At 35.6% G+C, this 13,015-nt stretch carries 14 protein-coding genes; 2 read left to right on the top strand and 12 right to left on the bottom strand.

The window, feature by feature from the left end; translation table 11 throughout:
- Nucleotides 1-21: 21 nt before the first annotated feature.
- Nucleotides 22-1,251, bottom strand: coding sequence for an arginine deiminase (gene arcA / locus RU96_RS07845; RefSeq protein WP_071864986.1), 1,230 nt, complete (start codon nt 1,249-1,251; stop codon nt 22-24).
- Nucleotides 1,252-1,727: 476 nt separating this feature from the next.
- Here arcA and RU96_RS07840 point away from each other — a divergent pair, with 476 nt between their 5' ends.
- Nucleotides 1,728-2,414 (top strand): Crp/Fnr family transcriptional regulator, encoded by a 687-nt coding sequence (locus tag RU96_RS07840; RefSeq protein ID WP_071864985.1) that lies wholly within the window; start codon nt 1,728-1,730, stop codon nt 2,412-2,414.
- Nucleotides 2,415-2,631: 217 nt separating this feature from the next.
- On the opposite strand, the gene tsaD is transcribed toward RU96_RS07840, so the two are convergent.
- The 8 genes from tsaD to RU96_RS07800 form a co-directional block, all read right to left on the bottom strand.
- Complete coding sequence (gene tsaD / locus RU96_RS07835; RefSeq protein ID WP_071864984.1) at nt 2,632-3,645, bottom strand: tRNA (adenosine(37)-N6)-threonylcarbamoyltransferase complex transferase subunit TsaD; 1,014 nt, start codon at nt 3,643-3,645, stop codon at nt 2,632-2,634.
- Nucleotides 3,635-4,111 (bottom strand): ribosomal protein S18-alanine N-acetyltransferase, encoded by a 477-nt coding sequence (gene rimI, locus RU96_RS07830; protein WP_071864983.1) that lies wholly within the window; start codon nt 4,109-4,111, stop codon nt 3,635-3,637. The genes tsaD and rimI (RU96_RS07830) overlap by 11 nt, the downstream gene beginning before the upstream one ends.
- Nucleotides 4,104-4,634, bottom strand: a complete 531-nt coding sequence (gene rimI / locus RU96_RS07825) for a ribosomal protein S18-alanine N-acetyltransferase (RefSeq protein ID WP_071864982.1) — start codon at nt 4,632-4,634, stop codon at nt 4,104-4,106. The genes rimI (RU96_RS07830) and rimI (RU96_RS07825) overlap by 8 nt, the downstream gene beginning before the upstream one ends.
- A complete protein-coding gene (gene tsaB, locus RU96_RS07820; RefSeq protein ID WP_071864981.1) occupies nt 4,618-5,343 on the bottom strand; it encodes a tRNA (adenosine(37)-N6)-threonylcarbamoyltransferase complex dimerization subunit type 1 TsaB in 726 nt (241 codons plus the stop codon). The genes rimI (RU96_RS07825) and tsaB overlap by 17 nt, the downstream gene beginning before the upstream one ends.
- Nucleotides 5,344-5,570: 227 nt before the next feature.
- Nucleotides 5,571-6,563 (bottom strand): LacI family DNA-binding transcriptional regulator, encoded by a 993-nt coding sequence (locus RU96_RS07815; protein ID WP_071864980.1) that lies wholly within the window; start codon nt 6,561-6,563, stop codon nt 5,571-5,573.
- 95 nt (nt 6,564-6,658) lie between these two features.
- Nucleotides 6,659-8,140, bottom strand: coding sequence for a UDP-glucose--hexose-1-phosphate uridylyltransferase (gene galT, locus RU96_RS07810; RefSeq protein WP_071864979.1), 1,482 nt, complete (start codon nt 8,138-8,140; stop codon nt 6,659-6,661).
- An 11-nt stretch (nt 8,141-8,151) separates the two neighbouring features.
- Nucleotides 8,152-9,141, bottom strand: a complete 990-nt coding sequence (galE, locus tag RU96_RS07805) for a UDP-glucose 4-epimerase GalE (RefSeq protein WP_071864978.1) — start codon at nt 9,139-9,141, stop codon at nt 8,152-8,154.
- A 21-nt stretch (nt 9,142-9,162) separates the two neighbouring features.
- Nucleotides 9,163-10,323, bottom strand: a complete 1,161-nt coding sequence (locus RU96_RS07800) for a galactokinase (protein WP_071864977.1) — start codon at nt 10,321-10,323, stop codon at nt 9,163-9,165.
- Between the two features lie 174 nt (nt 10,324-10,497).
- On the opposite strand from RU96_RS07800, the gene RU96_RS07795 reads away from it, so the two are divergent.
- Complete coding sequence (locus tag RU96_RS07795; RefSeq protein WP_016172239.1) at nt 10,498-10,665, top strand: DUF3042 family protein; 168 nt, start codon at nt 10,498-10,500, stop codon at nt 10,663-10,665.
- Between the two features lie 106 nt (nt 10,666-10,771).
- Here the strand turns inward: RU96_RS07795 and RU96_RS07790 are convergent, their stop codons facing one another.
- The 3 genes from RU96_RS07790 to RU96_RS07780 form a co-directional block, all read right to left on the bottom strand.
- Complete coding sequence (locus RU96_RS07790; RefSeq protein ID WP_071864976.1) at nt 10,772-11,125, bottom strand: DUF488 domain-containing protein; 354 nt, start codon at nt 11,123-11,125, stop codon at nt 10,772-10,774.
- A 143-nt stretch (nt 11,126-11,268) separates the two neighbouring features.
- Complete coding sequence (locus tag RU96_RS07785) at nt 11,269-12,090, bottom strand: carbohydrate ABC transporter permease (protein ID WP_071864975.1); 822 nt, start codon at nt 12,088-12,090, stop codon at nt 11,269-11,271.
- Nucleotides 12,090-12,953 carry a carbohydrate ABC transporter permease gene (locus RU96_RS07780; RefSeq protein WP_071864974.1) on the bottom strand — a complete coding sequence of 288 codons (864 nt, stop codon included), beginning with the start codon at nt 12,951-12,953 and terminating at the stop codon, nt 12,090-12,092. The genes RU96_RS07785 and RU96_RS07780 overlap by 1 nt, the downstream gene beginning before the upstream one ends.
- Nucleotides 12,954-13,015: the final 62 nt, after the last annotated feature.

Here is a 13,015-nt window from a genome sequence, read left to right as displayed (position 1 = left end):
CCGCAGAACCAATTCATCTTTTTATTTTTTTAAGTCTTCACGTACTAATGGTTGACTCATGCAACGAGGACCACCACGACCGCGTGATAATTCTCCTGAATGGATTTCTAACACTTTAATACCATAGCTACGCAAAATTTCATTGGATACATAGTTACGATTATAGGTTACAACTACACCTGGTGCAATTGCTAAAGTGTTTGAACCATCATTCCATTGTTCACGAGGAGCAACAATTGCATCGCCGTTACCAGTTGGAATTAAAACTAAATCATCTAAGTGTAATAAATCTTTTAAGGTGCCGTGTAAATCATTGGTTTGTGTGATTGTAATATCGTCACCATTTGGTTCTAAGATAAAGCAGTCAATTTTACCGTCTGCATCTTGAATTGCTGGATGAATAGTAAATTTATCATAATCTACCATTGTAAATACAGTATCTAAGTGCATCATCGCGCGGTTATTTGGAATTTTAATAGCTAGAACTTTTTCAAAGCCGGCATTTTTTGCAAACATATTGCGCGCCAATTTTTCCAATGTTTTCGCATTAGTTCGTTGTGAAATACCCACGGCTAAGACTTCATGGCTAAGAACTAATTCGTCCCCACCTTCAATGTGACCGTCAGCTTCACGATCTAACCAAACATCAACTTTACCTGCAAAACGTGGATGATGTTTTAAGATATATTCTGTAAATAATGATTCACGACGACGTGCTTCAAAAGTCATTTTGTTAACTGTCATACCGTTACCAATTGAAGCGGAAGGGTCGCGGGTGAAGTATAAGTTAGGCATTGGATCCATATAAAATGGATAGTCATCATCACTAGATAAATCTAAAAGTGAACGTGATTTAACATCAATTTCTTTTGTGCGGACACCAGCCATGATTTTATCTACCATGTCTTGGGTTTCCATACTTAGTAAGTATTCAAATAAGCCTTGACGCACTGTAGCAGAGTCGATATGTGATTCATCAAGAATGCGATTTAAAAATTCTTCTTTCACATTTCCAGCATCAATTGCTTCTGTTGATAATTTTTCTAAATAAAGTGTTTCTGCCCCATTGTCTTGTAATACTTTGGCGAACTCATCATGCTCAGCTTGGGCATTTGGCAAATATGGAATATCATCAAATAGTAAACGATCCATAATGTCTGGAGTTAAGTTTTCAACTTCTACGCCAGGTCTTTTTAATAGAACAGTGTTCAGTTTTCCGATTTCGGAAAACACGTGAATTGGTTTGTCCATTTTTTATTGCCTCCTCGTTATTGATTACATTAATAGATTAACGCTTAAAAGAAAGGGTTTTCAAATTTATTCGGCATTACAAACGAGAAATATTTCACATTATATCCGGTGTTATTTATATTTACCCGATTAGACGACAAAATAATCATAACAAGGACTATATTTATTCATTTTTACTCTAAAAAAAATATTTATTCATTTAGATTTTTTTTTTGCATACAAACATTCTTTCTATATTATCAAGGATTTATAAATTTGAAAACGCATACTATTTTAATATTTTGTATATTTTCAATATACAACGACAACTTTTATTCACTTTTTTCATTTTCTTTTGATAAAAATTCGAATTAGAATTTTTCATTATTTTTTTGCCCAATCTCCCCTTATTTGCATTAGTTCACTCTTTACAAACAACTCGAAAAAAGCAACAATATAAAATAGAGAAAAAAAGAGTACAAAGGAGTTAGCCAACGATGTATGCAGACAAGGTAGATTACCAATTTTCTCGTTTAAGATACCAAGCAGATTTTGAAAATCTAACAGAGGATGAGTTCCAACTTTTAAAAGCAAACGTTTTATTACGATCATATAAAAAAGGACAAGTTCTTTTTGATGAAGGCGACGCTCGAGATCGACTTTATTATGTTGTGGAGGGTTTAGTTAGAATTGAGCGTTACGATGAAAGTGCTACTTATTATTATTATGATTATGTTTCAAACAATAGCGTTTTTCCTTTGGGTGGTATGTTTGAAGCAGAAGTATATACCCACAGCGCACAAGCCTTAACAGATATTGAAACTTTCTATTTCCCAACCCAAATTTACGAACAAATTTGTCAAAAAAATAATAAACAATTACTTTACCTAATTAAAAAGCAAAATAAAATTATTGAAAGTCATCAATTACGGCTTCAAACTGGTTTAACTTCGAATGCCCACGATCGCGTAACGCAAAATCTCTACATATTGAAACGGGAACTTGGGCACCAAGAATCAAAATCAAAAACCACCATTCCTTTTCCAATTACTTTAAAGGAACTAGCCGTTAATAGTGGTACTACCCGTGAAACAGCCGGCCAAGTGATCAAAAAATTAAAAGAAAAAGGTTTAATTGACTACGATAAGAAAATTTTTACTTTTTATGAAAAAGCCATAAAGTAACCTAAGTAAAAAAATGGACACTTAGCACAAGCCAAGTGTCCATTTTTTAAGAAAGGAAGCCAGAAATAGTAATCTTACAATCAGATGATTTCATTTCCCCCAAAAATCCATCAGCCTGAAGAAAATTACTACTTCTTGACTACATCAATAATATAACTCTTTTTTACCATTAATTTTTTCAAAAGCTACCACTATTAAAAACACAATTTGAAAAAGATTACGCTAATGCTAAACCTGGTTTTGCATTTAAACGATAGTCGCCTACGTTTTGTTTAGCTAATTCCACATGAGCTGCCGCTCCAATCATCGCAGCATTATCCCCACATAAACGTAGTGGCGGTACAATTAATTCAACACCAGGCACTTCTTTAGGTAATTCTTCACTCAAACGTTCCCGTAACCCTTTATTTGCCGCAACTCCACCGGCAACGATTAGTTGTTTAACCGGCCAATTTTGACAAGCTCTAATTGTTTTTGCTGTTAACACGTCTACTACACTGGCTTGAAAACTTGCAGCTAAATCTTCTTTACTTAATTCGGTACCCTTTTGATTGGCATTATGGACTAAATTTATAAAGGCACTTTTTAAACCGCTAAAACTAAAGTCATAATTATCATCGTGAATCATCGCCCGCGGGAAGTTAAATGTGTCGTTGCCAAGATGAGCAAGTGTATCGATTTCTTTTCCACTTGGATAAGTTAATCCTAACACTCGTCCTACTTTGTCATACGCTTCACCAGCTGCATCATCGCGTGTTTCACCAATAATTTCATAAGTTCCATCTGCTGCCATATAAACCAGTTCTGTATGGCCACCGCTAACTAATAAAGCCATTAATGGAAATTGTAACGGCTTCACTAAACGGGCCGCATAAATATGGCCAGCCATATGATTAACTGGGATCAAAGGTAACTGGTGTGCCCAAGCAAAAGCTTTAGCTGCTGAAATTCCAATTAAAAGTGACCCTACTAAACCAGGACCATAAGTTACTGCTACTGCTGTTAAATCCGCAGGTTTTACTTGTGCTTGAGCTAAAGCATCTTCTAGACATATCGTAATTTGTTCTACATGATGTCTGCTAGCAACTTCTGGAACCACCCCACCAAAACGTTGATGACTTTTAATTTGAGATGCAACAATATTACTTAATATTTCATGCCCATCTTTAATCACTGCTACACTGGTTTCATCACAGCTACTTTCAATAGCCAAAATTAATTCAGACTTCATTTTCTAAAATTGACCTCACTTTCTTTACCATAATTAAAGCATCCTCGATCGGATTTTGATAATAGTCTGCCCGTCGGCTAATAACTTCATAACCATGGGCTAAATATAAATTTTTAGCCGAGAAGTTTTTTACCCGGACTTCTAAAAAGATTTGGTTTACACCAGAAATTTTATCTACCAATTTCATTAATATTCCGCCATATCCTTTATTTTGAGACTTAGGATGAACTGCTAGATTAGCAACTTCAACTTCATCAACAATCTTTTGATAGGCTAAAAAAGCAACGATTGTTCCTTTTTCTTCAATAATAAAATAATTGGTTAAAGCATTCGTTAAATCCGTCAGATATTGCTCTTTTTTCCAGGGGCTTCCGGTTTGATAGGCAGCCTCTGCCAAGTTATACAATGAATCAGCCAATTCCGTCAAGTTGTAATCTTTTTTTTCTTTAATCTTAAAATTATTCAATATATTTCACCATATCCAAAGCGTCTTCATTGGTTTGGTCGTAGTAGGCAGGTTTAATCGCTCGTGAAACGTAACCCAACTTGCGGTAGAGACGCTGAGCGTCACGATTACTAAGACGCACTTCTAAAGACATCGTAAGACAGCCGTGTTGGCGCGCAAAAGTTTCAAGCTCTTCTAATAAAAAAGTCCCGATACCTGCACCTTGAAATTTAGGATGAACAGCAATATTGGTGATATGGGCATCATTTCCAATAATCCTACATCCGCCAAAAGCTAAGATATCCTCGTTTTCGACACATAAATACAAATGTGGCAGTGGTGAAATCAATTCAGATAAAAAAGCTGATTTTGTCCAAGGTAATTTGCCATGATAAACTTCTCGTTCCACTGCTAATAGAGCTTTAATATCTTCATTTGTCACTTCCCGCACAAGCCATTTGGTATTTACAGGATAAGGCCGTGAAGTATATCCTGCTGATTTAAACGGAGGCTTTGGCAAAAGAGCTTTAAATTTTTTCAACATAATTCTCATCACCTGTCCAATCCTGGTGGCTTGCTATCCATTTTTCTTCTGCCTCTACTCGTTTTAAATATAATGGTAAAAAAGCATCAATCTCTAAAACAGGTGCTTTTTTTGCCCCTAGTTCTGCTAAGACAGCACCATTTGGCACTTGCCAATGAGGAACCTGATTGATTGTCGCATGTGGCAATGCTGTTTTTATCTGGTCAGAAAATTTAATCACATCTTCACCAACAAATAAAATTTCCTTTTCAAAAGCCAATTGTGGTAATAAATCGGTTAAGGCAATATGTGTGTCATTTTTAACTGTTTGTAATTCATTTTCTTGCCATTTGTAAAGACCTGTATAAACATTATTTCTTCTTGCATCAAATAACGGTACAATCACGCCATTATAATTACGGCAATTTGCTGCGAGTACAGCTAAACTTGAAACACCGACTAATTCACAATTTAATGTATCTGCCAATGTTTTAGCTGTCGTTACCCCAATTCGCAGACCCGTATAAGAGCCAGGACCTTGTGCGACTACAATCCGATCAATATCTTGTGGTGTTAACCCGACTTTCTCCATTAAATCAGCTATAGCTGGCATTAAGGTTACACTGTGGTTTTTATTTACATTAGTGGTGATTTCTCCTAATAAAAGAGTATCTTCCATTAAACTGACAGTTAATGTTTTATTTGATGTATCAAACGCCAATATCTTCACGCTGTTATCCTCTCCTTTAACTCTAGTGTATTTTACCACATATTTATAAAAGTTAAATAACCACTTGTAAAAAGTAAGTAAATAATAAAAAAAGCTAAACAATTCACCCAAGCAATATCGGGTAATAAACTTGTTGTATAGAATTGTTACTGGTAAAAACACTTAAACAATTTTCCGCTAAAAAAAATTACCGTAGCCAAATTTCTTAAGGCTACGGTAACTTTTCATCATTGAGAAATTAAAGTTGAATCTCTTAGCATTAATTTTGTACCAAGAGTAATCTTTCTTGGTACCGGCGCTTCATCTTTTGTAAGTTGCAATATCGTTTCTAATGCCAATTCCCCCATCCATTCTGTTGGAACTTGAACAGTGGATAGTGCGGGTGTGACATATTTAGCCACGCTAACATCATTAAAACCAATAACAGAAATATCTTCTGGTACCTTCAACCCAAATGCTTGAATAGCTTTCAAAGCCCCCACTGCCATTGCATCACTAGTTGCAAATAAAGCCGTGGGTAGTTTTTTTGTAACTTGTAAAAATTTATGAACAGCTTGGTAGCCACCTTCTACTGTAAAATCGGCGGTAATTTCATATTCAGAATTTAAAAGGCGTAATTGTTCTAGGCGTTCGTTAAAAATCGTCAGCCGCGGATCTATAATTTCATTATGAAAGTCTTTGGTATACTCGATACCAGTTAATATCGCAATTCTTTCATGGCCTTCTTTAATAAAGTGATCGATAACTAAATCGACAGCCTGATGAAAATCGACGACTAATGAATCAAATCCGGCTGACATGGTGTCATAGTCAACAAAAAGAAGTGGTTGTCCCATTTCTTTTAGCCTTTTAATCTGTTTGGCATCAAATTTTCCCAACGCGATTGTTCCATCTGTCTTCATTTGAGAAAGTTCAAAAAGAGATTCCTTTACGAGCTGAATATTTAATTCTTCCGCTTTTCTTTCAATCCCTAAACGAATCGCTAAATAATATAAATCAGCTAATTCTTCTTCTGCATTATACCACTGTACTAAGCGGATAACTTGCTCCGCTTTTTTTTGCTTATTTTTATATTTTGTATAATTTAGCGCTTCAGCTGCTTCAAAGATTTTTCGTTTGGTTTCTTGCCCCACTGCCAGACCAGTATCATAATTTAAAACTCGTGAGACAGTAGCGGCAGAAACATTAGCTTTTTTGGCAATATCTTTAATGGTCGCCATTTGACACCTCCTTTATTTTCTAAGTGACACGTTGCAGTAAGAAATTTCAATTAAAAATTCGCCTACATTATCCTGCTTATGCAGCATCACAAATTTTAAAGTGTAGCGGTAAAACGTAAAAACGCTGCTTGTCCAGTAGTATCTCGCTTAAAGACACCTGCATCTTCTAGTACCTGAGCAAAAATCTGACCAACTTCAGCATGAATGATTTCCATCGCGTTAGCTTCTGTAAATTGATAGTGCTTCATCATGTTATCAGCCCAGACTTGATGATAGCTCGCCATATCATTAGCTTTTTTCAGCACATATTTTTTGACTTCTTCTAACTCATTTAATAGTCTTGGGGGTAATACTGCTAAGCCCATTACTTCAATCAGACCAATATTTTCTTTTTTGATGTGTTGGACTTCTGGATGAGGATGAAAGATGCCATCTGGAAATTCTTCTGAAACATTATTATCTCGTAAAACCAAATCCACCTCATATAGTTCACCATTTCTTCTTGCAATTGGTGTAACTGTATGGTGAGGTGTTCCATCTTCACTGTATGCTTTTATTGAGACACTCTCATCTGAATATTGTTTCCAAGCTTGTAAAATATAGTCACAAGCATTAATCAGCTCATTTTTATTACTTCCTTGCAGGCGAATAACAGACATTGGCCACTTGACAATCCCAGCTTTGATATTTTTAAAAACACTCAAACTAATTTCTGTTTCAATTGGTGCTTTGGCCATGGCAAAAGTATGTCTTCCACCTTGATAGTGATCATGAGATAAGATAGAACCCCCAACAATTGGTAAATCCGCATTAGAACCAACAAAATAATGGGGGAAAACTTCAATAATACTCAACAAACGTTCAAAAGTGGCCCGACTAATTTTCATCGGTCGATGTTCTTCTGACAAAATAATACAATGTTCATTGTAATAAGCGTAAGGTGAATATTGGAATCCCCAGCTTTCTCCATTTAAGTTCATCCGAATAATTCGATGATTACTACGAGCTGGATAATTCTGACGGCCTTTATATCCTTCATTTTCCATACATAACATACATTTAGGATAATTAACGTCAACAACATTGCGCATGGCGGCGATATCTTTAGGATCTTTTTCAGGTTTTGAAAGATTAATCGTAATTTCTAAAGTACCATATTCTGTTTCAGTCGGAAAAACAATATTTTTTGCAATCGCTCGCGTTTTAATATAGTCATTTTCTTGACATAATTTAAAGAAGTAATCCGTAGCATCAGCCGGTACTTTAGCATAGTGTTGGGCAAAAAACGCATTAACAACAGAAGGCGGTGGAGTTAGAAAATCCATTAATTGCGCTTCCAATATTTCTTTTTGCGCAAAGCTATCATCAATCACACCGTTATCTTTTGCTTTTTCAATCAATCGATCTAATAAGACCAGTGAACTTTCCAATTGTTTGTGGGGTAAAACGTCTTCTAGACTATCTTCACCGATTAAAGCGATAATTCGGTTTTGCAAATAAAGGCGGTCTAGTTCCATATAACCCCCAGCTTGAATTGCCAAGGTAGCAAAATCAACTACTGTTTGACTGATACTCATTATTTTGCCTCCTAGTCTTCATACCCATGAGGATGACTAACATGCCAATCCCAAGCAGTTTTAATAATATCTTTAATATCAGTGTAAGCTGGTTGCCAGCCTAAAATTTCTTTTGCTTTCTCACTAGACGCCACTAATACCGCTGGATCTCCTGCTCGTCTTGGTGCGACTTTAGCAGGAATTTCTTTGCCAGTGACAGCTCTAGCTGCTTCTAACATTTCTTTAACGGAGTAACCATTATTACTTCCTAGATTGAAAACATTACTATCATTTCCTGCTTTTAAATATTCCAAAGCTAAAATATGGGCAGCAATTAAATCTTCTACTTGAACATAATCACGAATACATGTACCATCTGGCGTTTTATAATCATCACCAAAAATTTGCAGTGCTTCTCTTTGGCCTAACGCGACTTGTAAAATAATCGGTACTAAATGCGTTTCAGGATCATGATCTTCTCCAATGGAAGCGTCAGATTTCGCTCCGGCGACGTTAAAATAGCGCAAGGCGACATACTTCATACCATAAGCGTTGTCACACCACTTCATCATTTTTTCCATCATTAATTTACTTTCGCCATAAGGATTTTTAGGGGCTGTTTCAGCTGTTTCTTTAATCGGAACAACTTCTGGTTCGCCATAAGTCGCTGCAGTTGAAGAAAAGACAATATTTTTCACATTATTTTCTTGCATTACTTCAAGTAAAATTTGCATACCATAAACATTATTGTTAAAGTATTTTAACGGTTTTTCCACTGACTCACCGACTAAAGAGCTAGCGGCAAAGTGGATGACACCTTCAATATTTTCTTTTTGAAAAACAGTCTGTAAAAAAGGCTTATCCCGGACGTCGCCTTCATAAAAACGCGCTTCTTTATGAATTGCTTGTTTGTGACCCGTTAATAAATTATCCACTACCACAACGTCGTAGCCTTTGTTAATTAATTGATCCACCGCGTGAGATCCAATATAACCTGCTCCGCCTAATACTAAAATTGCCATCATAAAACCTCCAAATTTTTATTATAACTTGCGGGCACCATCGTCAATATTTGCTTTATAAATATCTGTATCGTACCCAATTTTATCTTTATAGATAGCTTTCACATTTTCTGAAAATTGATTGAACGCACTTGCTTTAACCAATGCGATGCCACAGCCGCCAAAACCTGCACCTGTCATACGCGCTCCTAAAACTCCTGCTTGTTTTTGGGCTGCAGCAACTAAAGTATCCAATTCATTACCTGTCACTTCATAATCATACTGCAATGAGGCATGAGATGCATTCAATAATTTACCAAAAGTTACTAAATCACCTTTAACCAAGGCTGCTTTAGCTTTTTTTGTGCGCTCATTTTCTGTTACCGCATGTTTGGCCCGCTTAATTAAGATTTCGTCTTCAATTAAATCAGTATTACGTAAAAATTCTGCTTCTGATAGCTCACCTAACGATTTAATGGATAATTTAGTTTGCAGGCGGCTTAGAGCCTCTTCGCATTCACTACGACGTTCATTATATTTTGAATCAGCTAATTCACGACGTTTATTTGTATTCATGATCGCCACAACATAATCACCAAAATCAGCTGGCACTAACTCATACTCCAGTGTATTGGTGTCTAATAAGATGGCCTGATCTTTTTTTCCCATGCCAATGGCAAACTGGTCCATAATTCCAGAATTGACTCCAATAAATTTATTTTCTACCCGTTTGCCAATTTCAACTAATTCAATCATTTTCACATCAAGCTCAAATAAATCTTGCAAGATAACACCCGTTAATAGTTCAATCGATGCAGAAGATGAAAGCCCTGCTCCATTTGGAATAGTACCATAAAAAAGAATTTCCATGCCACTTTCAATTGCAAAGCCATCATTTTTTAAAAAGCGCATCATTCCTTTGGGATAGTTGGTCCAATCGTGTTCTTTTTTAAATTCCAAATCATCGATAGAAAATTCAATTATGCCTTTTTCAGCAAAATTTTCTGAATAAAGCCGCACTTTTTTATCTTTTCTTTTTCGCGCTAACCCGTAAGTACCAATTGTAATTGAAGCTGGAAAAACGTAGCCCCCATTATAATCAGTATGCTCACCAATCAAATTAATGCGCCCTGGTGCAAAATACTCACCACTTGCTTGTCCACCAAACTTTTCATTAAAAATTGCTTGTAAATTCTTTTCCATTCAAAACACCCCGTTAACTTTATTTAGTAAATTTATTATAAATAATTTACTAAACTTTTTCAATAACTTTTATTAATTTAAAAGACCGACAGAAAACAAAAGAAAAGGCTTTTAACTTTTATTTTTAGATAACTTGTTACATAATATAATAAAAGTATGAACGGAGTGATTGAGATGAAAAAATTTGTATCTGGTGTTTTAGTGGGCACATTAGCTACTGTTGCAGCAGCGGGAGCTTTTGTAACGGCTGTTAAAAAACAAGTGATTGATCCAATTGATGAAAAAGAAGCGATGATTGAAGAAAATCGCAAAAAAGCAATGCGCAAACGCGTCGCTCGCTAAAATAAAATTTTGCTCAACAAAAGGCCCAAAGTTAGACGTTTAATCTAGCTTTGGGCCTTTATATTACCTTTAATATTCCACACTTAAACTAAAGCAAGCGCTATTTTTAGCATGTCGCTAAATAAGCCGCTAAAACAACGGCTTGATTATGCTGTTCATCTTTTGCCCCGTACAACAAGGTAACTGTTTCATTTTTAGCCATAACTGCCAAAAGCTCTTTTACAGCAGCCTCTTGTGGTTCTTTTTTTAATTCGTCTTGATAACGTTCTTTAAAGTCATCAAATTTTGATGGATCGTGATTAAACCACTTTCTTAACTCTGTACTTGGTGCAACCCCTTTTAGCCAAAGATCAACATGAGCATCTACTTTTTTTACTCCTCGTGGCCACATGCGATCGACTAAGACGCGGTATCCATCACTTTTTTCATAGCTTTCGTAAATCCGTTTGAGTTTAAGCAATAAAATCCCCTCATTTCTATTTCATAAATCTACAAAGTAAGTTTTCACTATTATTATACCAGTTTCTTATTGGAAAAATGCTAAAATAGCCAGTAGCGCAAGGGCTACTGGCTATAATTAAGAGGAAGATTACATCGCAGGGCTTATTTCACAGCACCTTCTGCAACACCTTTGATGATTTGTTTTTGCATAATAAAGTAGAAAATTACTACTGGTAAAACAGCAATGACTAAACCAGCCAACGCTAAATGCCATTGTTTGGTATATTGTCCGAAAAAGAAGAACATTTTCAATGGAATTGTTTGTGTTTCAGGTGAATTAATTACCAACGATGGTAATAGATAGTCATTCCAGATCCACATGGTATTTAACACTGCCACAGTAACTGTGGTTGGTTTTAACATTGGAAAAATCACATGCCAAAACACTTGGAAACGGGATGCGCCATCGATAATAGCCGCTTCATCTAATGCTTTGGGGATAGATTTTAAAGCACCGTGGTACAAGAAAATCGACATGCTTCCGCCAAAACCAAGATACATGAAAATAATCCCGACTTGGTTTAACATTTGTGCTTTACCAAATAAAGATACTAATGGAATCATAACTGATTGGAAAGGTACTAACATCGCCGCAACAAAGGCCATAAAGATAATTCCACTTAATTTACTTTTCGTCCGTTCTAGGGCATAAGCACACATGGCAGAAAAAATAATGATAACAATCACACTAACAACAGTAATTAATAAGGAATTAAACAAAGTTTTTATAAAGTCTAATTGTTTAAAGGCCTCTGGGTAGTTAGCCCAAGTAAAGTTTTCAGGAATTTTCAAAGGATTCGTAAAAATTTCTTGTTTGGATTTAAAAGAGTTCGAAATCATTAAATAAAAAGGAACTAACCAAAATAAACCTAAAATTAAGCCGAGCACTGCCCGCAAAAGTTGACTTTTTGTCATATTTTTCATTATGCTTCGACCTCTTTTCTTTTTGTGACATAAACTTGAGTTAATGAAATAATAGCAACAAACAAGAAGAAAATTACCGCCTTGGATTGTGCATAGCCCATTTTATTTTCAACAAAGGCTGTATTATAAATGTTCATTGCAACCATTTGAGTTGAATTATAAGGACCACCATTAGTTAAAGATAAGTTTTGATCGTACAATTTGAAACAGTTAGAAAGAGTCATAAATAAGCTTACTGTGAAACCAGGCATAATTAAAGGAAAACGAACGTTCCAAAATTTTTGCCAAGGTGTGGCACCATCTAAGTCAGCCGCTTCTAATAACGATTCATCTACACCTTGTAAATAAGAAATATAGATAACCATAATATACCCTGACATCTGCCAACACATCACAATAACCATGGCCCAAAAACCAGTTTGAGTAGTTGATAACCAAGTTTTCAAACCCGGACTACCAAAAAAATCACCCATTGCTGAAAACGCATTAATAAAAATAAATTGCCAAATAAAACCTAAAATTAAGCCGCCAATTAAGTTCGGCATAAAGAAAATTGTCCGTAAAAGATTTGCGCCTTTAAATTTACTCGTCACTAATAACGCTAGGCCTAAACCGATGATATTAATTAACGCGATTGAAATTACCGCGAATTTGACTGTAAACCAAATGGCATTACGGAAACCTTCATCTTGAAGTAATTTTTGATAGTTTTCTAAACCGACAAAATTCCCTCTGGCAACAGCATCCCAATCGGTAAATGAATAATAAATACCATATAAAAATGGCACAACAACAACTAAAATAAGTGCAATTACTACTGGTGCAGCAAATAAATAAAACCAAGTCTTCCTTTGATGTTTCATACGTTAACTCCCCCTTATAAGAGAAAACACGAGAGAGCATACTTTTCTCCCGTGTTTTCAAT

The organism is Enterococcus canintestini, from assembly GCF_001885735.1.
Taxonomy (GTDB): domain Bacteria; phylum Bacillota; class Bacilli; order Lactobacillales; family Enterococcaceae; genus Enterococcus_C; species Enterococcus_C canintestini.
The sequence above is the reverse complement of the archived record's forward strand: the minus strand, read 5'-3'. Positions and strand labels throughout refer to the sequence as shown.

Coding starts and splice junctions, on each gene's coding strand:
- RU96_RS07815 (WP_071864980.1), bottom strand. CDS start 6,563: ATGGCGACCATTAAAGATATTGCCAAAAAAGCTAATGTTTCTGCCGCT.
- RU96_RS07800 (WP_071864977.1), bottom strand. CDS start 10,323: ATGGAAAAGAATTTACAAGCAATTTTTAATGAAAAGTTTGGTGGACAA.
- RU96_RS07780 (WP_071864974.1), bottom strand. CDS start 12,953: ATGAAACATCAAAGGAAGACTTGGTTTTATTTATTTGCTGCACCAGTA.
- rimI (WP_071864982.1), bottom strand. CDS start 4,634: ATGTTGAAAAAATTTAAAGCTCTTTTGCCAAAGCCTCCGTTTAAATCA.
- RU96_RS07795 (WP_016172239.1), top strand. CDS start 10,498: ATGAAAAAATTTGTATCTGGTGTTTTAGTGGGCACATTAGCTACTGTT.
- galT (WP_071864979.1), bottom strand. CDS start 8,140: ATGAGTATCAGTCAAACAGTAGTTGATTTTGCTACCTTGGCAATTCAA.
- tsaD (WP_071864984.1), bottom strand. CDS start 3,645: ATGAAGTCTGAATTAATTTTGGCTATTGAAAGTAGCTGTGATGAAACC.
- RU96_RS07785 (WP_071864975.1), bottom strand. CDS start 12,090: ATGAAAAATATGACAAAAAGTCAACTTTTGCGGGCAGTGCTCGGCTTA.
- RU96_RS07840 (WP_071864985.1), top strand. CDS start 1,728: ATGTATGCAGACAAGGTAGATTACCAATTTTCTCGTTTAAGATACCAA.
- arcA (WP_071864986.1), bottom strand. CDS start 1,251: ATGGACAAACCAATTCACGTGTTTTCCGAAATCGGAAAACTGAACACT.
- galE (WP_071864978.1), bottom strand. CDS start 9,141: ATGGCAATTTTAGTATTAGGCGGAGCAGGTTATATTGGATCTCACGCG.